This is a genomic window from Lysobacter terrae, from assembly GCF_054782215.1.
This window is the reverse complement of the sequence record NZ_BAAGSX010000001.1, coordinates 681,712-703,243: the sequence shown is the minus strand read 5'-3', so window position 1 is coordinate 703,243 and position 21,532 is coordinate 681,712. Positions and strand designations below refer to the sequence as shown.

At 66.5% G+C, this 21,532-nt stretch carries 20 protein-coding genes; 5 read left to right on the top strand and 15 right to left on the bottom strand.

The genetic code is table 11. The features are described 5' to 3' along the window. Nucleotides 1-17: 17 nt before the first annotated feature. The 4 genes from ACYVJ8_RS03420 to ACYVJ8_RS03405 all read right to left on the bottom strand — a co-directional run bounded on the left by ACYVJ8_RS03420 (nucleotide 18) and on the right by ACYVJ8_RS03405 (nucleotide 3,317). Nucleotides 18-419 carry a YfeK family protein gene (locus ACYVJ8_RS03420; protein WP_460709481.1) on the bottom strand — a complete coding sequence of 134 codons (402 nt, stop codon included), beginning with the start codon at nucleotides 417-419 and terminating at the stop codon, nucleotides 18-20. Nucleotides 420-462: 43 nt separating this feature from the next. Next, nucleotides 463-1,533 carry a class III poly(R)-hydroxyalkanoic acid synthase subunit PhaC gene (locus tag ACYVJ8_RS03415; protein ID WP_460711012.1) on the bottom strand — a complete coding sequence of 357 codons (1,071 nt, stop codon included), beginning with the start codon at nucleotides 1,531-1,533 and terminating at the stop codon, nucleotides 463-465. Nucleotides 1,534-1,544: 11 nt separating this feature from the next. Next, nucleotides 1,545-2,537, bottom strand: coding sequence for a class III poly(R)-hydroxyalkanoic acid synthase subunit PhaE (gene phaE / locus ACYVJ8_RS03410; protein WP_460709480.1), 993 nt, complete (start codon nucleotides 2,535-2,537; stop codon nucleotides 1,545-1,547). Nucleotides 2,538-2,684: 147 nt separating this feature from the next. Further along, the gene (locus tag ACYVJ8_RS03405; RefSeq protein WP_460709479.1) at nucleotides 2,685-3,317 is read right to left on the bottom strand and encodes a CDP-alcohol phosphatidyltransferase family protein; all 633 of its coding nucleotides are present in this window, start codon (nucleotides 3,315-3,317) and stop codon (nucleotides 2,685-2,687) included. A gap of 58 nt (nucleotides 3,318-3,375) precedes the next feature. Here ACYVJ8_RS03405 and dinB point away from each other — a divergent pair, with 58 nt between their 5' ends. Then, nucleotides 3,376-4,488 (top strand): DNA polymerase IV, encoded by a 1,113-nt coding sequence (dinB, locus tag ACYVJ8_RS03400; RefSeq protein WP_460709478.1) that lies wholly within the window; start codon nucleotides 3,376-3,378, stop codon nucleotides 4,486-4,488. Nucleotides 4,489-4,630: 142 nt separating this feature from the next. Here dinB and ACYVJ8_RS03395 read toward each other — a convergent pair whose 3' ends face one another. Beyond that, on the bottom strand, nucleotides 4,631-6,727 hold the full coding sequence (locus tag ACYVJ8_RS03395; RefSeq protein WP_460709477.1) for a M13 family metallopeptidase: 2,097 nt from the start codon (nucleotides 6,725-6,727) through the stop codon (nucleotides 4,631-4,633). A 182-nt stretch (nucleotides 6,728-6,909) separates the two neighbouring features. Then, nucleotides 6,910-8,172: a glycerophosphodiester phosphodiesterase family protein gene (locus ACYVJ8_RS03390; RefSeq protein WP_460709476.1), complete on the bottom strand. Its 1,263-nt coding sequence runs from the start codon at nucleotides 8,170-8,172 to the stop codon at nucleotides 6,910-6,912. A 156-nt stretch (nucleotides 8,173-8,328) separates the two neighbouring features. Here ACYVJ8_RS03390 and ACYVJ8_RS03385 point away from each other — a divergent pair, with 156 nt between their 5' ends. After that, complete coding sequence (locus ACYVJ8_RS03385; RefSeq protein WP_460709475.1) at nucleotides 8,329-9,810, top strand: amino acid permease; 1,482 nt, start codon at nucleotides 8,329-8,331, stop codon at nucleotides 9,808-9,810. A 416-nt stretch (nucleotides 9,811-10,226) separates the two neighbouring features. Here ACYVJ8_RS03385 and cfa read toward each other — a convergent pair whose 3' ends face one another. The 5 genes from cfa to ACYVJ8_RS03360 all read right to left on the bottom strand — a co-directional run bounded on the left by cfa (nucleotide 10,227) and on the right by ACYVJ8_RS03360 (nucleotide 14,353). Continuing rightward, nucleotides 10,227-11,381, bottom strand: coding sequence for a cyclopropane fatty acyl phospholipid synthase (gene cfa / locus ACYVJ8_RS03380; protein WP_460709474.1), 1,155 nt, complete (start codon nucleotides 11,379-11,381; stop codon nucleotides 10,227-10,229). Nucleotides 11,382-11,385: 4 nt separating this feature from the next. Continuing rightward, nucleotides 11,386-12,258 (bottom strand): DUF3298 and DUF4163 domain-containing protein, encoded by an 873-nt coding sequence (locus ACYVJ8_RS03375; protein ID WP_460709473.1) that lies wholly within the window; start codon nucleotides 12,256-12,258, stop codon nucleotides 11,386-11,388. Nucleotides 12,259-12,370: 112 nt separating this feature from the next. Beyond that, on the bottom strand, nucleotides 12,371-13,084 hold the full coding sequence (rluF, locus tag ACYVJ8_RS03370; protein WP_460709472.1) for a 23S rRNA pseudouridine(2604) synthase RluF: 714 nt from the start codon (nucleotides 13,082-13,084) through the stop codon (nucleotides 12,371-12,373). Between the two features lie 83 nt (nucleotides 13,085-13,167). Next, nucleotides 13,168-13,446: a GNAT family N-acetyltransferase gene (locus tag ACYVJ8_RS03365; protein ID WP_460709471.1), complete on the bottom strand. Its 279-nt coding sequence runs from the start codon at nucleotides 13,444-13,446 to the stop codon at nucleotides 13,168-13,170. Nucleotides 13,447-13,507: 61 nt separating this feature from the next. Then, nucleotides 13,508-14,353 (bottom strand): hypothetical protein, encoded by an 846-nt coding sequence (locus tag ACYVJ8_RS03360; RefSeq protein WP_460709470.1) that lies wholly within the window; start codon nucleotides 14,351-14,353, stop codon nucleotides 13,508-13,510. Between the two features lie 240 nt (nucleotides 14,354-14,593). On the opposite strand from ACYVJ8_RS03360, the gene ACYVJ8_RS03355 reads away from it, so the two are divergent. Beyond that, nucleotides 14,594-14,797 carry a hypothetical protein gene (locus tag ACYVJ8_RS03355; RefSeq protein ID WP_460709469.1) on the top strand — a complete coding sequence of 68 codons (204 nt, stop codon included), beginning with the start codon at nucleotides 14,594-14,596 and terminating at the stop codon, nucleotides 14,795-14,797. Between the two features lie 556 nt (nucleotides 14,798-15,353). Here the strand turns inward: ACYVJ8_RS03355 and ACYVJ8_RS03350 are convergent. From ACYVJ8_RS03350 to ACYVJ8_RS03340, 3 genes are all read right to left on the bottom strand, one after another. Further along, on the bottom strand, nucleotides 15,354-15,956 hold the full coding sequence (locus ACYVJ8_RS03350; RefSeq protein ID WP_460709468.1) for a rhomboid family intramembrane serine protease: 603 nt from the start codon (nucleotides 15,954-15,956) through the stop codon (nucleotides 15,354-15,356). A 5-nt stretch (nucleotides 15,957-15,961) separates the two neighbouring features. Continuing rightward, nucleotides 15,962-17,593: a POT-type proton-dependent oligopeptide transporter gene (locus tag ACYVJ8_RS03345; RefSeq protein ID WP_460709467.1), complete on the bottom strand. Its 1,632-nt coding sequence runs from the start codon at nucleotides 17,591-17,593 to the stop codon at nucleotides 15,962-15,964. Between the two features lie 94 nt (nucleotides 17,594-17,687). Beyond that, complete coding sequence (locus ACYVJ8_RS03340) at nucleotides 17,688-18,320, bottom strand: glutathione S-transferase family protein (protein ID WP_460709466.1); 633 nt, start codon at nucleotides 18,318-18,320, stop codon at nucleotides 17,688-17,690. 191 nt (nucleotides 18,321-18,511) lie between these two features. Here ACYVJ8_RS03340 and ACYVJ8_RS03335 point away from each other — a divergent pair, with 191 nt between their 5' ends. Together ACYVJ8_RS03335 and ACYVJ8_RS03330 are read left to right on the top strand one after the other, a co-directional pair. Continuing rightward, nucleotides 18,512-20,278: a M14 family metallopeptidase gene (locus tag ACYVJ8_RS03335; protein ID WP_460709465.1), complete on the top strand. Its 1,767-nt coding sequence runs from the start codon at nucleotides 18,512-18,514 to the stop codon at nucleotides 20,276-20,278. A 103-nt stretch (nucleotides 20,279-20,381) separates the two neighbouring features. Next, on the top strand, nucleotides 20,382-20,762 hold the full coding sequence (locus tag ACYVJ8_RS03330; protein WP_460709464.1) for a hypothetical protein: 381 nt from the start codon (nucleotides 20,382-20,384) through the stop codon (nucleotides 20,760-20,762). Here ACYVJ8_RS03330 and ACYVJ8_RS03325 read toward each other — a convergent pair. Continuing rightward, nucleotides 20,759-21,484 (bottom strand): FFLEELY motif protein, encoded by a 726-nt coding sequence (locus ACYVJ8_RS03325; protein WP_460709463.1) that lies wholly within the window; start codon nucleotides 21,482-21,484, stop codon nucleotides 20,759-20,761. The two genes, ACYVJ8_RS03330 and ACYVJ8_RS03325, sit on opposite strands and share 4 nt — an antisense overlap. Between the last annotated feature and the right edge of the window lie 48 nt (nucleotides 21,485-21,532).

Sequence of the window (21,532 nt, the reverse complement as noted above, 5' to 3'; positions counted from 1 at the left end):
TCCGATTGCCTGCGAGTCTAGCGTGGCCTCAACGCGGCCTGGGCCGCTGTCTTTCGCATTTCGAGCAAGCGCGCACGCAACCACTGCGCCGAGGGCACGACGGGATGCCCCGGGCAGCGGACCTGGTAGGCGCGGCCGGTCATGCTGCTCTGCGAACCCGCGAGCGCGATGAACTGCTCGGCATTGGCGACCTTGTCGCGCTCGCGCAGCCAATCGTACTTTCGGCGCAGGTGCTCCTGCGCCTTCGCCGACGGATACCAGGTGCCGTTGCGCTGGAACTCGCAACCGGAGCCGCCCAGCGCCGCGATCAGCTGATCGATCTCGCGCGCCGCGGCGGGCGGCGGTGCGGAAACAGCCGGCAGCGACAGCAGCAAGCCGGCCAGCAAGGCGAACGAGAGGGTTGTGCGGGGACGATTCATGCGCGAAGCCTGAGGGCGGCGAGCTGAACCCAATATCAAACGCCTACCGCGACCGCTGCGCCAGCCAGTCGTGGATCGCCGACGGTACTTCGCGCTGGGCACGGCTCGACACGTAGATGCCGATGTGGCCGCCCTTGAACGACAGCTCGCTGTAGTCCTCGGTGCCGACGAGATCCTTCAGCGCCTTCGACGCCGCCGGCGGCACCAGATGGTCCTGTTCGGCGAAGATGTTCAGTACCGGCATGTCGACGTAATGCAGGTCCACCGCGCGATCGCCGATCTGGATGCCGCCGTTGACGAAGCCGTTGCGCTGGTAGAACTGCGACACGAACTGGCGGAAGGCCTCGCCGGCCTGGTCGGGCGAATCGAAGATCCACTTCTCCATGCGCAGGAAGTCTTCCAGCGCCTGCTTGTTGTCGAGGATGTCGACCATGCCGACGTACTTCTGCACGAACAGGCGCCAGGGCTTGAGCGTGAGGTAGGTCCAGTTCATCAGGTCGGCCGGCACGTTGCCGAGCGTGTCGACGAACGTGTCCACGTCCAGGCAACGCACCCAGTTCGACAGCATGTTGTCATCGCTGTGGAAATCCACCGGCGTGACCATGGTGACGAGGTTGCGGATCTTCTTCGGGTTCAACGCGGCGTAGCACAGCGAGAACGCGCCGCCCTGGCAGATGCCGAGCAGGTTGATCGCGTCCATCCGGTAGGTACGGCGCAGGTGATCGACGGCGCCGCCGAGGAAACGCTGGATGTAGTCCTCGAGATCGAGATAGCGATCCGAACGGTCGGGATAGCCCCAGTCGAGCACGTACACGTCCTCGCCGCGTTCGAGCAGGCCGCGCACGATCGACTTGTCGCTCTGCAGGTCGACCATGTACGGCCGGTTCACCAGCGCGTAGCTGATCAGCAGCGGAACCTTGGCGGTCGGTGCCTTCTCGCCCTTGAAGCGGTACAGCGCCACCTTGCCGTCGCGCCAGACTTCCTCGCGCGCGGTGGCGCCGTAGTGGACGTCGTCGACTTCGTGCAGCGTGTCCAGGCCGGCGCGCAGCTTGGCCTGCATCTGCATCGCTTCCTGCGCCAGGGATTCGGGCGTGAAGTTGAACGGACCGTGCAAGTCGGGGCGGTTCATGCGCGTGCTCCCTTCTTGGCCGGCGCCTTCTTGGTCGCGGCCTTCTTCGGTGCCGCGGCAGCCGCGGGCGCATCGTCCGTCGCGGATGGCGCGGCGGTGCGTTCCTGCAGCGCGTCGCGCACGCGGCGCAATTCACGCTCGAGCTGGACGATCTTGCGATGCGCGGCGTCGATCTCGGTGCGCGTGGGTATGCCGAGCTGACCGCAGTACTGTTCGACTTCGCGCTGCAGTCCGGCGCGCACCTTCATCTGCGCATTGAGCAGGTCGCCGTAGGTCTCGCGGAAACGCGGCGACAGCGCGATCTCGGCATAGGCGTCCTCGGCAGCGTCGATCCACAGGTCGAACAGCGCGCGTGCGGAGGTGAGCTGGCGGCCGGGCTCGCTGCGCTCGGCCAGCTTGTCTTCAAAGCGGCGGAAGGCGGATTGCGTGGCTTCGGCCATCAGCGCGTTGTAGGCGTTGCTCTTTTCCTGGTAGTCCAACTGCGCCTGCGCGAGCGACTGCCAGCGCTCCTGGTGTTCGCGCGCGAAACCGAACGCGGGCAGGCCCAACCAGCTGCGTCCGTCGCGCTGGAAGGACTGCAGCATCGGCGCCATCTGCTCCATCCACTGGTCGACGCCATGCTGGCCCGGACCCGGCATGCCCTTGAACATGTCGGCGAAGGCATTGGGCGCATTCGCGCCCAGCATGCGCTGCCAGGCGGTAGCGATGTCGCCAGGCTGGGCCTGCGTGCCGGCGAACTGCGCGGCCAGTTGCTGCATCTGGCCCATCCACTGCTGCGCCTGCGAGTTGAAGCGGTTGACCGCGTCTTCGGCACCGGTGGTGGGACGCGCCGCGGCCGCGCCCTTGGCGAGCTGCGACCACCAGCCCAAGGCATCGTTCCAGTTGGGCACGGCCGGTTGTGCGGGCGTGGCACCGGTGCGCATCGCGTCGCCCCATGCGCTCCAGTACTGGCGCGCGAGCTGTTCGAAATCGTCAAATCCGCTGGCCATCACGTTCCTCCGTCAAGGCCACGGATCATAACGCCCTGGTTGTTGCAGTGATTCATTAACGCGGGCGGTTCCTTCTCCCCGCCTGCGGGGAGAAGGTGGCGCGTAGCGCCGGATGAGGGGCGGCGAGCGCAGCGAGCTGACGGATCCCTAGGGCTTGGGAATACGCAGGGTCTTGCTGATCATCAGCGAGCCCGACAGCGCGAACAGCAGCACCAGCGGGTGGAATTGCCACGGGCCCAGCTGGGTCATGCCCAGCCACAGGTTCGGGCCGAGCGCGCCCTGCCACGCGGCGACGGCCAGCACCACCACCAGCAGCAGGCTGGTCGGGATCGGCGTGCCCTCGAAGTACTTGACCTTGTCGCCGCCGCCGGCCAATTGCTCGGCGGTGACGTTGTAGCGCGCCAGGCGGCTGACGCCGCAACCGACGAAGTAGCTCAGCACGATCCAGTCCCAGCCGCCCTGCAGCCCGCAGGCATAGGCCAGCGCCGCGGGCGCGACGCCGAAGGAGATCACGTCGGCCAGCGAATCCAGTTCGCGCCCCAGAGTCGACGAGGCCTGCCGCCAGCGCGCCACGCGGCCATCGAGCGCGTCGAAGACGAAGGCGGCCGGGATCAGCGCCATGCCGACCAGCAGGTCGCGCACGACGCCGTCCTGCAGGAAGCGCATCGCCGCGAAGATCGCGCCGGTGCCGCAGAACGCATTCGCGAGGGTGAACCAGTCGGCCAGATGGAAGCCGCGGATCATGGAGAAGTGGCGGCGCTGCGGAGTCGGTGCGTTCATGTCCGCGATGCTGCCAAGCGCGCGCGTCTACGGCAAGCGCCGCCGCTAAACTTACACAGTGCCTTCACAACATCCCGCTCAACAGCCGCCCACTCAGCGCAAGATCGTCCACGTCGACATGGATGCGTTCTACGCGTCCGTCGAACAGCGCGACGACCCTGCCCTGCGCGGCCAGCCCGTGGTCGTGGCCTGGCGCGGCGCGCGCTCGGTGGTGTGCGCGGCCAGCTACGAGGCACGCAAGTTCGGCGTGCGCTCGGCAATGCCGGCAGTGCGGGCGGAGCGGCTGTGCCCGCAGGCGATCTTCGTCCCGCCCGACTTCACCCGCTACAAGGCCGTGTCGAAACAGGTGCGGGAAATCTTCGCGCGCCACACCGATCTGATCGAGCCGCTGTCGCTGGACGAGGCCTATCTCGACGTCACCGTCACCAAAACCGGCCTGCCGACGGCGACCGAGACGGCCGAAGCGATCCGCGCCGCGATCCGCGAGGAGACACAGCTGACGGCCTCCGCGGGCGTGGCGCCTAACAAGTTCCTGGCCAAGATCGCCAGCGACTGGCGCAAGCCCGACGGGCTGTTCGTGATCCGTCCGCACCAGGTGCTGGCCTTCCTCGAACCCCTGCCCGTCGGCCGCCTGCCCGGTGTGGGCAAGGTGATGGAAGGCAAGCTCGCGCAATTGGGCGTGACCACGGTCGGCGACCTGCGCGCCTTGCGCATCGAAGAACTGGAACGCCGCTTTGGCCGCTGGGGCCAGCGTCTGCACGAGCTGTCGCTGGGCATCGACGACTATCCGGTGCAGAGCGAACGCCAGACGATGCAGATCTCCGCCGAAGACACCTTCGAGACCGATCTGCTGCTGGAAGAGCTGGAGCCGCACATCCGGCGGCTGGCGGAAAAGGCGTGGGCTGGTTACGAGCGAGAGCGCGAGTCGGAGCACGGGCGCCTGGCGCGCACCGTGGTCTTGAAGTTGAAGACTGCCGATTTCCGCACGCTGACTCGCAGCCTTACGCCGTTGTCGCGTCCGGAGTCGTTACGGCAGGTCGCCGACATCGCGTGCGAGTTGCGTTCGCGCGTGGAGCTGCCGAGCCGGACGCGCTATCGCCTGGTGGGCGTGGGATTGTCCGGGTTCGTCGATCCGGATAGTGCGGCGGCGCAGGAGGATTTGTTCGGGTGACATCCCTCTCCCCGCTTGCGGGGAGAGGGACAGCGTTGCGTAGCAACGCAGGGTGAGGGGACGTGTTGCGCGGCGAAAAGCTGCCCCTCATCCGCCCTTCGGGCACCTTCTCCCCGCGGGTGCGGGGAGAAGGAAAGGCGGGTCACCAGATCACTACGCGCTTATCGCCCGTACGCACCATCGCATCGCCCTGCTTGCACTGGAACGCCGCCGCGTACTCCGGCATGTTCGACGGTGGTGCGATCGCGCGGAAGTTCGCCGGTGCGTGCGGGTTGGAGGCCACCAGCACCTTCAGTGATTCGGGTGTCATCGTGCTGCGCCAGCTCAGCGCGTAGCTGGCGAAGAAGCGCTGGTCGCGGCTCATGCCTTCGAGCATCGGGTCGGGCGAGTTGCCGGCGGCCTTCTTCATCGCGTCGTACGCGACCTCGATGCCACCCAGATCGGCGATGTTTTCGCCCAGGGTCAGGCGGCCGTTGACCTTCATGCCCGGCAGCGCTTCGTAGCCGTTGAACTGCTGCACCAGTTTCTCGCTGCGGTCGGCGAAGCCCTTGGCATCGGCCGGGGTCCACCAGTTCTCGAAGTTGCCGCTCGGCCCGAAACGGCTGCCCTGGTCGTCGTAGCCGTGCATCAACTCGTGGCCGATGGTGGCGCCGGTGTTGCCGTAGTTGAGCGCGTCGTCCGACTTGGGGTCGAACAGCGGCGGCTGCAGGATCGCTGCGGGGAAGACGACTTCGTTGAGCTGCGGGTTGTAGTAGGCGTTGACCGTCTGCGGGCTCATGCCCCATTCGCTGCGATCGACCGGCTTGCCGATCTTCGCCAGGTACCAGCGGTAGTTGAACTCGTTGGCCGCCTGCACGTTGCCGATGTAGCTGTCACGGCTGGTTTTCAGCCCGGACCAGTCGCGCCACTTGTCGGGGTAGCCGATCTTGGGCGTGAACGTCTCCCACTTCGCCAGCGCCTTCTGCCGCGTTTCATTGCTCATCCACTCGAGCTTTTCCAGGCGCGCCTTCAGCACGTCGCGCATGTTCTGCACCATGTCCAGGACCTTGGCCTTGGACTCGGGTGGGAATGTGGCTTGCACGTACAACTGGCCCATCGCCTCGCCCGCTTCACGATTGACGGTGCCCAGCACGCGCTTCCACGGCTCCTGGATCTGCTTCTGCCCGTTGAGCGCCTTGTTGTGGAACTCGAAGTACTGCTGGGCGAAATCGTCGCTGAGATAGCGCGCCGCGTCGTCGACCATGTGGAAGCGCAGATAGCTCTTCCACGTCGCGACCGGGACGTCGGCGAGCATGCGGTCGAACTCCTGCTGGAACGCCGGCATCGCCAGCGAGAACATCGGCGGCGCCTGCACGCCTTGCGCAGCGAAGAATTCGCTCCAGCGGAAGTGCGGTGTCAGCTTGTCGGCATCGGCGACGGAGACGGCGTTGTAGAACAACCCCGAGTCGCGCGAGAGTTCCTCGCTGGACTTGGAGACTTTCGCCAGGCGCGTTTCGAACGCCAGCACGTCCTTGGCCTGCTTGGCTGCGTCGGCCGCGGAAACGCCAGACATTTCCAGCAGCTTGGCCACGTGCGCCTGGTAGTCGTCGCGCGCCTGCTTCTTGTCGGCATCGAAGTAGTAGCTGCGGTCCGGCAGGCCAAGACCATCCTGCGTGACGTAGGCGATGTTGACGTTGGAATTCTTGAAGTCCGGGCTCGGGCCGAAACTGAAGACGTAGCCTTCGCCCTTGGCGAACGACTCGCGCAGGAAAGCGGCAACGGCGGCGCCATCGCTCAGCGAGTCGATCGCGGCCAGGCGCGGCCGCAGCGGCTCGATGCCTTGCGCGTTGCGCTTCGCGCTGTCCATGCCCGTCGCCCACAGGTCGCCGACGATCTTCTCGACGCCACTGCCCTGCCCGGCCGCGGCGTGCTCGGCGAGCTGGTGCTGGACCGCTAGCGAACGTTCGCTCATCGCTTCGTACAGGCCCCAATCGGTGCGATCGGCGGGGATGGGATTGGCCGCTTTCCACTTGCCGTTGACGTAGGCGTCGAGATCGGCGCAGGCGCTCTTGGCGGGATCGAGATCGCTGGCGTGGAAGCCCGCGACCTGCGGCAGCTTGCCTTCGTCGAGCTTGAACGCGGGCGGCGTGGGCGACGCCTGCGCTTCGGCGGTCGCGTGCTTGCCGGCGTCACAGCCGGCCAGGGCGAGCATGCCGAGCAGGCAGCCGGCGGCCAGCGGTTTGATCGTGGAAACGGCCATGGGAATTCTCCGATTAGGGGGCGGGGCCGCCGGCAAGGAGGCCCGTTCGCAGGCCGTGCGGTGCATCCACGAACCTAGCAGCCGCGAGGCGCGGTATGCATGTGACGTTCGGGCTAGTCGGGAAAAGAAAAGCCGCCCGCAATCGGGCGGCTCACGATGGCACTCAGGCGCCCTGCAGGCGATCAGGGCTTGCTGACGTCAAGGAAAATATCCCGTGCCGCCACGCCCAGATCCGGCTGATCGATGAAAAAGCCCTGCACGCCCAACCCGTACAGCTGCACGGCTTCCGCAATCACCGACTGGTTGACACCTGTTGGCGTCTGGCTGAGATACGGCTCTTCGGCGCGCAGCGTGTACGGATGTACGACCAGCCCGGCCTTCAGCGCGTACGACAGGAACGGATGCACCAGGCCGTAATTGCGTGTGGCCAATTCGGCCTTGCCGTCGTCATTGGCGTCGACCTTCGGTGCCAGCGCGCCGCGCGGCAGCAGATTCACCTTCCACGGACCGATGCCGCTGGCGTAGTTCGCCTTCATCCATTGCAGGGCCGGCTCCGTCGCCAGCGACTGGTAGTGCGTGTCCGTGCCGATGCCGCCGAGGATGTTCGCCAGGCCGCCGTAGGTCGCGGCGAGGTCCGCACCGTGGCTCGCGTTCCAGCGGAAGTCGTAGGGCCCGGTCGAATAGATGTCGTCGAACAACTGCACCAGCGGGAAGTCCACGCCGGCCGAGGGCATGATCGATTTCTTCAATTCGATCAGATTGGCGACTTCGAAACTCTGGATGTAGACGCGGCGCGGATCGGTGAAGCCTTCGGCGACCAGGGTTTCGACCAACTTGCGTCCGAGCGACATATGGATCGGCGTGCCGTCGAGACGGCGGCCTTCGCTGGCGAAGTAAGTCGGATGCTTGGTCTCCGGATAGACGCCGATCACATGGCCGTCGCGGCTCTCAGCCTTCGCCAGGCGTACGACTTCGGCGAAGGTCGGGATCTGGTACAGGCCATCGAAGCGCGTGTTGGCCGGGCGCACGGCGGGAATCCGCTCTTTGGCCCGCAGTGTCTTCAGTTCCGCCAGGGTGAAGTCTTCGGTGAACCAGCCGGTCAGTGCATTGCCATCCACCAGCTTGGTGGTGCGGCGGTTGGCGAACTCCGGATGCTGCGCGACGTCGGTGGTGCCGGAGATCTCGTTCTCGTGGCGTGCTACAAGCACGCCGTCCTTGGTCGCGACCAGATCCGGTTCGATGAAGTCCGCGCCCTGGCGGATGGCCAGGCGATACGACTCCAACGTGTGTTCGGGGCGATAACCGCTGGCACCGCGATGGCCGATCACGATCAGACCTTGATGATCGGTGCGGTGGTTGGGCGTCACGGCATTGGCATCCTTGGCATACGCCACCGGAGCCAGCGCCATCAGGGCGCAAGCGGCGGCGAGCAACGTGCTTCGCATGATGAACCTCTTTGGAGAGTCGGGGGAATGCCGGCGCGTCCGGCCGGCCCCCACATCGTCCGCAGGCGAGGTTGCGGTAGCTTGACCGCCGTGAGTCACGTAGCGGCCGGCGGCGCTTTCGCTATGATCGCGCGACCGTCCAGGGGAAAGACTTCGATGAGTACATCTTCCGGCCCGACGTCGGGCTCGACTTCATCCGGCTCGCTGGCTTCCGCGCTCACGCGGCACAAGTCGATCGAGCAGCTGCAGGCCGAAGTCGGCACGCGCCGCGATTTCCGCCGTGTGCTGGGCTTGTGGCAGCTGACCGGCATCGGTCTGGGCGGCATCATCGGCGTGGGCATCTTCGTGCTCGCCGGGCAGCAGGCCGCGGCCAATGCCGGGCCGGCGGTCGCGCTGGCCTTCATCATCGCGGGCATCGCCAGTGCGGCGGCGGCGCTGTGCTATGCCGAGTTCGCCGGGATGATTCCGGTGACGGGCAGTGCGTATACCTACGGTTATGCGGTGCTCGGCGAATTCGCGGCTTGGCTGATCGGCTGGGACCTGTTGCTCGAATACGCGCTGATCGTGGCCGCCGTAGCCAGCGGCTGGTCCGGTTATGTCATCGCGATCCTGGATTTCATGGGCGTGCATCTGCCGGTGTGGGCGCTAGGCGCCATGGGCACGGGCGAAGGCCATGTTTTCAACGTCATCGCGGCAGCGGTGTCGCTATTGATCGCTGGCCTGCTCACGGTCCGCACCGAATGGGGTGCGCGCTTCAACACCGTCATCGTGCTGATCAAAGTCATCGCGGTGATCCTGGTGATCGGCGTCGGTGTGTTCCACATCGATCCGGCCAACTGGTCGCCGTTCGTTCCCGAGCGCGTGATCGGCGCCGACGGCAAGGGCCATTTCGGTTTCCCGGGTGTGGTGACCGCGGCCGCGGTCGTGTTTTTCGCGGTATTCGGCTATGACACGCTGACCACCGCCGCGGAGGAATCAAAGAACCCGCAACGCGATCTGCCGCGCGCGGTGCTCTTATCGCTCGGCGTGTCGATGGTGCTGTATATCGCCATCTCGCTGGTGCTGACTGGCATCGCGCATTACTCGACGCTGGGAACCGCCGCGCCGGTGGCCGATGCGTTCAAGAATCTGGGCATGCCGTGGATCAGCGTCGCGATCTCGGTGGCGGCGGTGACGGGCATCATCAGTGTGATGTTCGCCTTCCTGCTGGCGGCGGCGCGCATCTGGTTCTCGCTGGCACGCGATGGGCTGCTGCCGGCGTGGTTCGCCAAGGTGCATCCGCGCTATGGCACGCCGCATCGTCCGACGCTGCTGTTGGGCCTGGTAAGCGCGGTCGTCGCCGGCCTGCTGCCGATCGGCGAAGTCGCCGAGTTGGTCAACATCGGTACGTTGTCGGCGTTCGTGGTCATCTGCAGCTCGGTCATCGTGCTGCGCCGCCGGCGTCCGGACATTCCGCGTGCGTTCCGCACGCCATGGGTGCCGGTGGTGCCGCTGATCGGTATCGCCTTCTCGATCTGGTTGGTGTCGCAGTTGCCGTGGATTACCTGGGAGCGCTTTCTGATCTGGATGGCCGTCGGGCTGGTGGTTTATTTCGGCTACGGCATTCGGCATAGCAAGTTGGCTTCGAAGAGCTCGTAGCAGCGGCATTGCTACGGGCGGGCAGGCGGTGCCGGTGGGCAGTCGCGACACGCCGTGAATCCGTCCATGGAGGCTTGTCAGCGGCATCCATGCCGCTGACAGTCACGCCTGCCCACCGGCACCGCCTGCCCTCCACACATCTCGGGCGCGTCTACGAAAGAGCAAAAGCAACTCGCTGCGCTCGCCTCCCCTCATCTGCCCTTCGGGCATCTTCTCCCCGCATGCGGGGAGAAGAAGTGCTTGTGATCGAAGCGGCGATCTGCACGCTCGCGATAAGCGCTGCCCGATGGGATGGGGGTGCGGAGAGCGGACCAGGATGGTCCGCGGCCCCGACTAAAGGCAGGGATGCCGTCCGGAGGGGCGGAGCACCCCCGTCCCGTCGGGTAGCGCGTCCTGCCGAAGCCGACTGCTTCGAATCAGCGCGGCGCGTCGTAACCGCCTCGCAGGCCGCGCGGGGATAGCACCAGTTGCCACAGCTGGATGCGGCGCGCGCGGAAGCTCGCCATCGAGCCGGCGAGATAGAAACGCCACATGCGGCGGAAGCGTTCGTCGTAGGCCGGCAGGCGCTGCCAGGCGGCTTCGATGTTCGCGCGCCAGGCCTGCAGGGTGCGGTCGTAGTCGGGGCCGAAGCCGTGCCAGTCCTCGATCACGAACAAGCCTTCCACGGCGCGCGCGATCTGCGCCGCCGATGGCAGCATCGAATTGGGGAAGATGTAACGCGCGATCCACGGATCGGTGTAGTGCTGCGACACGTTGTTGCCGATGCTGTGCAGCAGGAACAAACCGTCCTCCGCCAGGCAGTCGCGCGCGACTTCGAAGTAGCGTCGGTAGTTCTTCACCCCGACATGCTCGAACATGCCGATGGAGAAGATGCGGTCGAATTTCTCGCCGCGCTCCGGTAGCAGGCGGTAATCCTGCACGCGGATCTCGACCGGCTGTCCATTGCAGAGTTGTCGCGCGAAGTCCGCCTGCTCGCGCGACACCGTCACACCGACGCCGCTTACGCCGTAGCGCTCCGCCGCGAACTTCAGCGCCTCGCCCCAGCCGCAGCCGATGTCGAGCACGCGCATACCCGCCTGCAGGCCCAGCTTGCGGCAGATCAGGTCGAGCTTGGCTTCCTGTGCCTCGTCGAGCGTCCGGGCCTCGCGCCAATAGCCGCAGCTGTACACGAGGCGGCTCCCGAGCATGGCCGCGTACAGATCGTTGCCCAAGTCGTAATGGCGCTCGCCGACGATGAAGCTGCGGCCACGCGTCTGCAGATTGAACAGCTGGGCGCGCAAGCCGTCGAGCACCGCAGCGATGCCGTGCACGCGCTCGTCGATGTGCGCATCCAACAGGCGGAACAGCAGGCCGTCGAGCGAACGCGTGTCCCACCCGCCGTCCATGTACGACTCGCCCAGGCCCAGCGATCCCTGCGCCAGCAAGCGCGCGGGCACGCGCGGATCGTGCATCTGCAGGTCCCAGTCGCGATCGCCGTCGATGCGCACGTCGGCCAACGCCAGCAGCCGCTCCAAGCGGTGACGGAGAGGATGGATGCGCATCGCGGCCGTGGAGGACTGCGTCGCGAACATGGGTTCATCCTGGCTGGAACAGGCTCCGGTAAGCGGGAGCGATATACGGCAGCAACGCCGCGGCCGGCACCTCCACCGTCTGCGTCCCGTCCGAGTATGGACCGACCTGGTACGGCGGGAACACGAAGCGCACGGCGCGGATGCGGCCGTCGGCGCCGACGATGGGTTCGAACTGGCTGAAATGCTCCGGGTCCGGTGCGGTGCCGTCCTCGATCATCTTGTTGGCGCTCTTGAGCACTTCCACGCGTTCGGACGGCGGCAGCTCGTCGGCGTCCACGCGTTGCGACAGCGCGGTGTGCAGTTGTTCGCGCACGAGGGTGGAGATCGCTTCCCAGCCTTTCGGATCGGCGACGAGATCGCTGGCGCGCAGCAGCTTGTTCTGCTGCGGCAGCCAGACCCAGCGCGCGATCAGCGGCGCGCCGTGGGCGCCGCCGGTGTAGCTGCTGCCGTCCACGCCGACCGACACCAGCGTGGGCGAGACATGCAGTTCGGTGAACGGCAGAACCAGTTCGTAGGGCGCACTGCCCTCGCCTTTCTCCCGGCCCTTCGCCGTTTCGAGCAGGTCGGCGCGCGCCGCTTCCGCGTAGCGCCTGAGTTCGGCGGCCAGTGCCGGGTACTGGTTGGCGACCGCCGGGTAGCTGATGCCGATGACGTAGTCGGCGGTGTGCTCGGCGACGTCCTGCATCGGTGCATTGGCGGCCACCGGCGTCGCCGGAGCGGTCGGTGTCTGCGCAACCGCTGCAGGCGCCTGCCCCGGCTGTTCGCGCTTGCACCCAGGAAGCGAGACCGCGACGAACAGCATCAGAACGGGCAACGGCCCGAGCCGGTTGGTGCCGAACCCATAAGACGTTGAGGTGCGCGGAACACGCGTGCGCATGAACAATCCTTTCAAGGCATCCCTTTCTAACCCGCCGGGACAGTATCGCCCCGAACTGTGATGTCCGTATTCACAATCCACGCAGAATGCCGGGCGAACCGGCACTGCGCGTTCACCATTCGGTGCGGTTGGGCAGCAGTCCGCGCAGTTCGGCGTCGGTGAGGTTGCGCCACTGGCCGGGCTTGAGGTGGCCCAGCTTGACGTTGCCGATGCGCACGCGCAGCAACTGCTTCACGCGCAAGCCGAAGTGCGCCGCCATCAAGCGGATCTGCCGGTTGAGGCCTTGCACCAGCACGATGCGGAAACCGAACTTGCCCAGCTTGCCGGTCTTGCACGGCAGCGTCATCTCGCCGTGCACCGGCACGCCGCGGCTCATGCCGCGCAGGAATTCGTCGGTGACCGGGTGGTTCACCGCCACCAGGTATTCCTTCTCCAGCTTGTTCTCGGCGCGCAGGATCTCGTTGACGATGTCGCCGTTGCTGGTGAGCAGGATCAGACCTTCGGAATCCTTGTCGAGCCGGCCGATCGGGAAGATGCGCTTCTCGTGGCCGACGTAGTCGACGATGTTGTCCTTGACCGACGACTCGGTGGTCGAGGTGATCCCCACCGGCTTGTTCAACGCGATGTAGACGTGGCGGCGCTGGCCCTTGGCGACGGTGCGCACCTGCAGCTTCTGGCCATCGACCAGGACCTCGTCGCCCTCGGCCAGTTCGGCGCCGACCCGCGCGCGCAGGCCGTTGACGGTGACGCGCCCTTCGGCGATGAGGCGGTCGGCTTCGCGCCGCGAGCAATGGCCGGAGTCGCTGATGTACTTGTTGAGACGCATGCCACGGTGGGGTCGGAACGGCGGGGCATGATACGCCGTCCCTCCCCGTCCCGCCGGCCGCGGCGCAGGACGAGGGCGCGGCGCTAGGCCAGCAGGTCGACGTACTGCTTGTGCCGCTGCACCCACAGCGCCGCATACGAACACGCCGGCCGCACCCGGGTGCCGGCGCCGCGGGCGAATTCGAAGGCCGCGCGCACCAGCTCGGAAGCGATGCCCCGCCCTTCGAGCGGACGGGGTACGCCGGTGTGATTGATCACCAGGATCTCGCCGTCGTAGTGGTACGTGACCTCGGCCTCCAGGCCTTCGACGACGGTGGTGAAGCGATGGGCGACGGGGTCATGGTGAACTTCGTATTGCGGCATGGCGTTCAGGCGTGGTCTCCGGAAGGAATCGAGGACGGAGGGTCATGGGCGAATCGCCAGTCTATTCGCCCGCGTCGCTACGGCCCTGCTGATGGCGGTCCTGCTGGCTGACGCTGCCCTGGATGGCGTCCATGCGGCTTTCGGCCTGGTGCAGCTCCTCGGCATGGGCGTCGGCTTCGGCGGCCTGCTCGGCGTCGGGTTCGAGCGTCGCCTGCTGACCCACCGGGTGGTTGTGATCGGTATCGAACTGGCGCCACGGCGGCGGTTCGCGGTCATGGGCCTGCTTGGCTTCCAGCAACTGGCGGGTGTTCGCCAGCGCTTCTTCGGGGGTGATGTGGTGGGGCTTGCGGGTGCGCGAGGTGCCGCGATTGGTGGCGCGCGGGGTGGCAGACGGGGCGACGGAGAAGCTGGTGGTCGTCGCGTCGGCGGGTGGCAGCGTGGTGGCCGCGTCGGTGCGGGCGGCCCGGCGCCGCTGGGCTTTCTCGGCGGTGGTGACGCCGGAGGCGCCGGCGGGGCGTGCGGTCGGCGTGGAAGGCGTCTTCGTTGCCGCCTGCTTCGCGGGGCGGGTCGCGGGGCGCTTGCTCGCCGCGGTCTTCTTCGCTGCGGCCTTCTTCGCGGCCGGCTTCACGGTCTTCTTCGCGACCTTTTTCGCGACCTTCTTTGCGGCCTTCTTGGGGGCGATCTTCTTGGCTGCCGGCTTCTTCACTGCCTTACGGGCGGCGGCGGTCTTGCGTGCGATCTTCTTGGCCGGAGCTTTCTTCACGGCCTTCTTCGCGGTCTTCTTCACTGCTTTCTTGGCGGTTTTCTTGGCCGCCTTGCGCGCCGGTGCCCTGCCGGCGGCGGACTTGCGGGCTGCGGGTTTCTTCACTGCCTTGCGGGCGGTCTTGCTGCTTTTGCGGGTCGCCATGCTCGTCTCCCTGGTCGCTGGTGTGCGATCCGGCGCTGGCCGCGCCGTACGCGGGACGGATAGCACGCGCGGCATTCACATCCGGTGAGCGATGGTGTGACCGCCCCGGTCGCTCCACTGCGTTGGTTTGCATGCAGGTGACAGGGGCGATCCCCACGGAGGGCGCCCACCCGGCCCGGCGGCCGGCAAGGAAGGCGCTCTGGTCACCCGCCAAGCAAAGCAACCAGGGGGAGACTCGTCATGGCCCAGATGCAATTCAGTTCCTACGAAAAATTCAGCGACGAAGCGCTGATGCGCCGCTACTTCGAGCTGTCAGATCATCCCGAGGAGCATGCGGACGAATTGGCCGCGATCGACTCGGCCATCCAGTCGCGGTTGTTCGCCCAATACGGCGCTGCCGAGCCGGGATCATCGCCGCGTAACCGCACCGCCTCGCCGCTCTGAGAGATCTGCGTCAATCCTGCTGAGTAGCCCTCGCCCCGCTTGCGGGGCGAGGGACAGCTTCGCGCAGCGAAGCAGGGTGAGGGGACGTGTCGGCGGTAGCGATCCCGGCGCGGGCAGGCGGCGCCGGTGGGCAGTCGCGACACGCCGTGAATCCGTCCATGGAGGCTTGTCAGCGGCATCCATGCCGCTGACCGTCGCGCCTGCCCACCGGCACCGCCTGCCCTCCCATACATCTCGGGCGCGATGGCAAAAAGCGAAAGCAACTCGCTGCGCTCGCTCCCCCTCATCTGCCCTTCGGGCATCTTCTCCCCGCACGCGGGGAGAAGAAGTGCGTGTGATCGAAGCGGCGATCTGCACGCTCGCGGTTAGCGCTGCCCGATGGGATGGGGGTGCGGAGAGCGGACCAGGATGGTCCGCGGCCCCGACTAAAGGCAGGGATGCCGTCCGGAGGGGCGGAGCACCCCCATCCCGTCGGGTAGCGCGCCCCACCGAAGCCGGCGGCTTTTAAATCCGCCTACGCGGGAATGACAGGCAGGGCCGGATTCCGAACCGATGCCTACAGGAACCGGGGACTCTGCAAGCTCTGGATGAAGTGCTGCAGCACCTCCGGCTCCATCAGCAGCATGAACATCACGCCGTACGCGGCGCCGGAAAGATGGGCGCTGTGGTTGACGTTGCCGCCGCCCTGGCGGTCTTTCCAGAACGAATACGCGACATAGCCGATGCCGTACACGAAGCCGGGCACCGGCAGCGGCGCCATGATCCACATCCACGGATCCAACAGGATCGAGGCGAACAGCACCGCCGAAACGCCACCGGAAGCACCCAGGCTGCTGTAGCGCGGATCGTGGCGATGCTGCATGTAGGTGGGCAGGATCGCCACGACTATCGCCGACAGATAGAACAGCACGAAGCCGATCGGCCCGATGTAGCTGCTCATCACCCGCTCGACCACACGCCCGAAGAAGAACAGCGTGATCATGTTGAAGATCAGGTGCGACCAGTCGGCATGGATGAAGCCATGCGTCAGCAGCCGGTCGAACTGCTTGTTCCGCTCGATCGCCGGCGGCCACAGGATCAGGCGCTGCAGCAGCGCCGGCCGCTCGAACGCCAGCCATGACACCACCACGGTCACGGCAATCAGCATTAAGGTCAGCATCGTCGTCAGGCCGTCCGGTAGTTGTCCTGCATAGGATAGCCGCGCGCGTACGCCGCGAACGCGAGCGCCGCCGCGAATGCGAAGGCCGCGAAGAAGAACATCAGGAACGCGTTCTCACTCAGCCCCGTCGAGGCGATATGCGCGGTCACCGTGTCGTTGCGCACCGCGGCATTGGTCAGCAGCACCCACAGGCTGCCGAAGGTGCTGGTCAGATACCAGAACGCCATGATGACGCCCTTCATCGCCTGCGTGGCCTGGCTATAGGCGAACTCCAACGCCGTCGCCGACACCAGCACTTCGCCGAAGGTGAGCAGCAGATACGGCAGCATCTGCCACGACAGCGAGGTGGGCGCGCCGCTGTCGATCTCCAGCTGGATCAAGCCGGCGATGATCCAGGCGAAGCCCGCGAACGTGATGCCCCAGCCCATGCGGCGCAATGCCGTCGGCTCCCAACCCAGGCGGCGCAGCAACGGATACAGCACGGCGTTGTTGAAGGGAATGATCAGCATGACCAGCATCGGGTTCAGCGCCTGCATCTGGCTGGCTTCCTTGACCAGGAAGCTCGGCCACCACGCCAGGTCGTGCGGCACCACCATCTGCTTGCCCTGCAATACCCAGGTCGAGGCCTTCTGATCGAACAACGACCAGAACGGCGTCGTCAGCGCGAACACGATGAGGATGCGCAGCACCGCGCGCACACTGTCGACGGCTTCGTCGGGATGCTTGCCGCCGCGGGCGCGCTCGAGTTGCATCGACGTGCCGACGCCGCCGAACGCGATGATCGCGGCCAGGGCCAGGCAGGCGGTGATCACGAAACCGAAATCCTCGGGCCAGAACGGCACGGACACGCCGAACAACAGCGGCACCGAAATCAGCAGCAGCACCGCCGCGATGGTGAAGCCCACCGCGACCACCACCAGGCCCGGCTTGCCCTGCCCGGCCACTTCGGTAGTCAGCGCCGTCTTGGCGACGTTGAAGAACGAGTGCGGATCCTGGCCATGGGTCGGCGGCACCCGCACGTACTGCCCGCGGCCCAGCCAGAAGATCACCGTCGCGATGAACATCAGGATGCCCGGAATGCCGAACGCCACCGCCGGACCGTAATTGCGCAGGAACAGCGGCATCAACAGCGAAGCGAAGAACGAACCGAAATTGATCGTCCAGTAGAACGCGTCGAAGACGATCTTCGCCAGATGCTTGTTGTCGCGGGTGAACTGATCGCCCACGAACGACACCACCAGCGGCTTGATGCCGCCGGAGCCGAATGCGATCAGGAACAGGCCGGTGTAGAAGCCGGCACGATCGCTCTCGAACATCGCCAGGCAGGCATGGCCGGCGCAGTAGATCAGCGAGAACCACAACACCGTGTTGTATTTGCCGAAATAGCGGTCGGACAACCAGCCGCCCAGCAGCGGGAAGAAATAGACGCCGATGACGAAGCTGTGGAAGACGTCCTTGGCCGCACCTTCGCGCTCGGCCTCGGGCAGATAGGCCAGCAGGATGCTGCTGACCATGAACTGCACCAGGATGTTGCGCATGCCGTAGAAGCTGAAGCGCTCGCACGCTTCGTTGCCGATGATGTACGGGATCTGCCTCGGCAATCGGGCCGATGCGGCGGATACGGCAACTTCGCTCATGCGGGACAACCGGGTTCTGCGGGAAGCGGCAAGCCTACCCGAATCCCCGCGAATGCCCCCGGGCACCGCCCCGGAGGCATTCAGGAATGCGGCGTTACGCCCATTCGGTCAGCCCTTCCCGCTCGTACAAGGTCGCGAACGACGGACGCGTCTTCATCCGCTGCGCCAGCGCAGCCAGATGCGGCCAGGTCGTGGCCGGTTGCGGCATGTTGCGGGACCAGCGCATCAACATGGTGAGCTGAAAATCGGCCGCGCTGACGTGATCGCCGAGCAGGTACGGACCGTGCGCGCCCAGGTGCGCATCGAGCCGGTCCCACGCGGCTTCGATGCGGGGCTGCACGTGCTCGCGCACCAGGGCCTCGTTGCCGGCACCCGCGGGTTCGTGCGGATACCACCAGATGCGGAACAGCGGTTGCACCGCATTGGCAAGGTGAAACATCCACTGCAGGTACTGCGGCCGCAACGGGCTGTCGAGTGCGGGCGCGAGACTGGCCTGGTGATGCCGGTCCGCCAGCATCACGGTGAGCGCGCCGCACTCGAACCGCGGCACGCCGTTGTCGATCAACGTGGGCACCACGCCGTTGGGATTGAGCGCCAGGTACTCGGGCGACTTCTGTTCCCCGGCCTTGGTGTCGACCAGGCGCAATTCGTGCGGCACGCCAAGTTCGATCAGGAGCCAATGCACGACCATGCTGGCGGCACCAGGGGAGTAGTAGAGCGAGTACATGCTGCGGCTCCTTGGATTGGGCCGCAGATCATCGCATGCGCGGACCAGGCGGCACATGGCGGGCGCTTGCTCCCGGCTGCTGACACCACGCCGACAGCAAGCTGCGCACATTCGCCACCATTCGCATCGCCGCGCCATCTTCGCGCCGTTACCATCCACCCCTTCCTTCCACCCGCCTTCCACATCCGACCATGCGCCGCACTCTCCTGCTCTCCGCCAGCCTGGCCCTCGCCCTTGCCGCTACCGCGACGCAAGCCGCCGACCTCAGCACCGTGTCGGAGCGCAGCGGCTTCCTGAAGACCGGCCGCTACGACGAAGTGATCGCGCTGTGCGATGCCTTCCAGCAACGCTATCCGCAGGTGGTGCGCTGCTTCGACTTCGGCACCACGCCGGAAGGCCGGCCGATGAAGGCGCTGGCGGTCAGCACGACCGGCAAGCTGCAGCCAGAAAGCGCGCGCGAAGCCGGCCTACCGGTACTGCTGGTGCAGGGCGGCATCCACGCCGGCGAGATCGACGGCAAGGACGCGGGCTTCCTGCTGCTGCGCGAATTGCTGGAAGGCAAGAAGAAGAACAACCCGCTCGACCGGATCGTGCTGCTGTTCGTCCCCGTCTTCAACGTCGACGGGCATGAGCGTTTTGCCGCATGGAACCGTCCCAACCAGCGCGGTCCGGAGGAAATGGGCTGGCGCACGACCGCGCAGAACTACAACCTCAACCGCGACTATGTGAAGGCCGACGCGCCGGAGATGCAGGCGATGCTGGGCCTGGTGAACGCCTGGGATCCGCTGGCGATGATGGATCTGCACGTCACCGACGGCGCCAAGTTCCAGCACGACGTATCGATCATGGTCGAACCGGCCGACGGCAACGACGAGCCCTTGCGTGCGGTCGGCAAGGCCTGGCGCGATGGTGTGATCGCGCAATTGAAGAAGCAGGGCTCCATGCCGCTGCCGTTCTATCCCTCGTTCGTGGAGAACGACAATCCCGCCTCCGGCTTCGCCCACGGCGTGGCGGCGCCGCGCTTCTCGCAGAGCTACTTCGCCCAGCGCAACCGCCTGGGCATGCTGGTGGAAACGCATTCCTGGAAGGACTACCCGACCCGCGTGCGCGTGACCCACAACACCGTGCTCGCCGCCGCCGAACTGATCGCGGCGCACGGCAAGCCATGGCGCGAGCAGGAACGCGCCGCGGACGCGCGGGCTTCGCAGCTGGGCGGACAGCCGGTCGCGCTCGACTACAAGGCGACGGACAAGGTGCGGACGATCGCCTTCCAGGGCTACGCCTACACCCGCACGCCGTCGGAAATCTCCGGCGCACTGATGACCCGCTACGACGAAAGCAAGCCGCAGGTCTGGAACATTCCGCTGCGCGACGAGATCGTGCCCGGGCACGTCGTCGCCGCGCCGCGTGCCGGCTACGTAGTGCCCGCGGCCCATGCCGCCTGGGTCGCCGCCAAACTGCAGCAGCACGGGATCGAATTCCGCCGCCTGGACACGCCGGTCGCCGGACAGGACGTGCAGGTGTTCCATGCCGACACGACGAAGTTCGGTACGCAGTCCTTCGAAGGCCATCAAACCCTGGAAGTCACCGGTGCCTGGCAGGCGGAACAGCGCGACCTGCGCGCCGGCGCCTTGTTCGTGCCGATCGCGCAGCCCAAGGCCAGGCTGGTGATGGCGCTGTTCGAACCGCAATCGCAGGATTCCCTCCTCGCCTGGGGCGAATTCAACACCGCGTTCGAACGCAAGGAATACATGGAGGACTACGTCGCCGAGGAGGTCGCCCGCGACATGCTCGCCCGCGATCCGGCGCTGAAGGCGCGGTTCGAACAGCGCGTGCGCGACGATGCCGCTTTCGCGAAAGACCCCGCCGCGCGGCTGGAATTCTTCGCCCGTCTGCACTCGTCCTGGGACAAGGCTTACGACGTCTATCCCGTGGTGCGCGTGGACAAGGCTCCCTGATTGCGACGCCTGTTTGCTGCGATGTGATGTCGCTCACGCATGCGGGCCACGAACGGAACCGGCGCGGGTGTAGCCTGCGTCGGTTTCGAACCGTGGAGACTCCATGACCGTCCGCCGCCTCCTGCCCGTGCTCGTCCTCGCGCTGCCGCTGCTCGCGTGCAAGCCTTCGGCTTCCGAACAGACCAGCGGATCGTCTGTCGCGCCCCCGCCGGAGCACAAGACCGCCAGCGCCCCGACGCACTGGCAGTGCGATCGGCTCGCGGTCACGACGTACTTCGACGACGCCTCGCTGGAGTCGATCACGCTGGAAACGCCGGAGCGCAGGTTCACGCTCAAGTCCATGGCCGATGAAGGAGGCGCGCGCTTCGCCGACGCCGCCGGCAATGAATTCCGCAGCCGCCCCGGCTCGGTGGTGCTTGCGCTGGCCGGACAGCCCACGGCCGAATGCAGGAAGCTGCGCGCCGACGCCTCGGCGTCGCGCTAGGCCACGCGTCCGCGGAAAGGATCCGCGTCGCCGGCGAACAGACGGTGGGCGACTTCGCGCTCGTCCGCCTCGATTTCGCCGATGAAGCCGCGGGCGTCGCCCAACTCGGCGAAGGCGGCGAAGCCACGTTCCAGGAAGCCCTGCAGTTCTGCCAGTCCCGCCGCGCGCGCGGGACCGCGCGAGAGCTTGAGCAACGCAAACACACCCGGCATGCGCAACGCATGGGCGAGGCCGTTGCCGACCCGGGAAATCAGCTCGATCTGGTGCGTGCGCAAACGCGGCAAACCGCACGCGCGATAGGCCTGGACATAGAGCGAAGCATCGAGCTTGCTCCCGCGCGGCGCCACGTCTCCCAATACCTGCGCGATGCGCAGATCGAAGGCATGAGTGAGCACTCCCAACTCGATCGCGTCGGCGAGCGTCCCCAGCAACGCGCCCGGCAACAGGCGCTGCATCATCGGCAGCACGCGCGCGATGTCGGCGTCGCGCCGGCTGAAGTCGCGGTCGCTGTAGACGTCGTTGAGGAAGAAGTGCGCGGCGGGGCGTCGCTTCGGATCGCGCAGGAAGCGGTCGAAGCTGGCCTCCAGGCGCTCGGCCTGCCAGCGGCGCACCTCCGGCAGCCAGCGCAGCTGGTTGCGCGGCTCGCGCTGGGGATCGTGCAGGGCCTGATGCCGGGCGAGCAGGCAGCCGAGGCGTTGGGGGAGGTCGCGCGTTCGTGACATCAAGCGGATGATCCCGTCCGCGCGCGGAGGAGGCAACCTCATCGACGG

Coding starts and splice junctions, on each gene's coding strand:
- ACYVJ8_RS03420 (WP_460709481.1), bottom strand. CDS start 419: ATGAATCGTCCCCGCACAACCCTCTCGTTCGCCTTGCTGGCCGGCTTG.
- phaE (WP_460709480.1), bottom strand. CDS start 2,537: ATGGCCAGCGGATTTGACGATTTCGAACAGCTCGCGCGCCAGTACTGG.
- ACYVJ8_RS03405 (WP_460709479.1), bottom strand. CDS start 3,317: ATGAACGCACCGACTCCGCAGCGCCGCCACTTCTCCATGATCCGCGGC.
- ACYVJ8_RS03395 (WP_460709477.1), bottom strand. CDS start 6,727: ATGGCCGTTTCCACGATCAAACCGCTGGCCGCCGGCTGCCTGCTCGGC.
- ACYVJ8_RS03390 (WP_460709476.1), bottom strand. CDS start 8,172: ATGCGAAGCACGTTGCTCGCCGCCGCTTGCGCCCTGATGGCGCTGGCT.
- ACYVJ8_RS03385 (WP_460709475.1), top strand. CDS start 8,329: ATGAGTACATCTTCCGGCCCGACGTCGGGCTCGACTTCATCCGGCTCG.
- cfa (WP_460709474.1), bottom strand. CDS start 11,381: ATGTTCGCGACGCAGTCCTCCACGGCCGCGATGCGCATCCATCCTCTC.
- ACYVJ8_RS03375 (WP_460709473.1), bottom strand. CDS start 12,258: ATGCGCACGCGTGTTCCGCGCACCTCAACGTCTTATGGGTTCGGCACC.
- rluF (WP_460709472.1), bottom strand. CDS start 13,084: ATGCGTCTCAACAAGTACATCAGCGACTCCGGCCATTGCTCGCGGCGC.
- ACYVJ8_RS03365 (WP_460709471.1), bottom strand. CDS start 13,446: ATGCCGCAATACGAAGTTCACCATGACCCCGTCGCCCATCGCTTCACC.
- ACYVJ8_RS03360 (WP_460709470.1), bottom strand. CDS start 14,353: ATGGCGACCCGCAAAAGCAGCAAGACCGCCCGCAAGGCAGTGAAGAAA.
- ACYVJ8_RS03355 (WP_460709469.1), top strand. CDS start 14,594: ATGGCCCAGATGCAATTCAGTTCCTACGAAAAATTCAGCGACGAAGCG.
- ACYVJ8_RS03350 (WP_460709468.1), bottom strand. CDS start 15,956: ATGCTGACCTTAATGCTGATTGCCGTGACCGTGGTGGTGTCATGGCTG.
- ACYVJ8_RS03345 (WP_460709467.1), bottom strand. CDS start 17,593: ATGAGCGAAGTTGCCGTATCCGCCGCATCGGCCCGATTGCCGAGGCAG.
- ACYVJ8_RS03340 (WP_460709466.1), bottom strand. CDS start 18,320: ATGTACTCGCTCTACTACTCCCCTGGTGCCGCCAGCATGGTCGTGCAT.
- ACYVJ8_RS03335 (WP_460709465.1), top strand. CDS start 18,512: ATGCGCCGCACTCTCCTGCTCTCCGCCAGCCTGGCCCTCGCCCTTGCC.
- ACYVJ8_RS03330 (WP_460709464.1), top strand. CDS start 20,382: ATGACCGTCCGCCGCCTCCTGCCCGTGCTCGTCCTCGCGCTGCCGCTG.
- ACYVJ8_RS03325 (WP_460709463.1), bottom strand. CDS start 21,484: ATGTCACGAACGCGCGACCTCCCCCAACGCCTCGGCTGCCTGCTCGCC.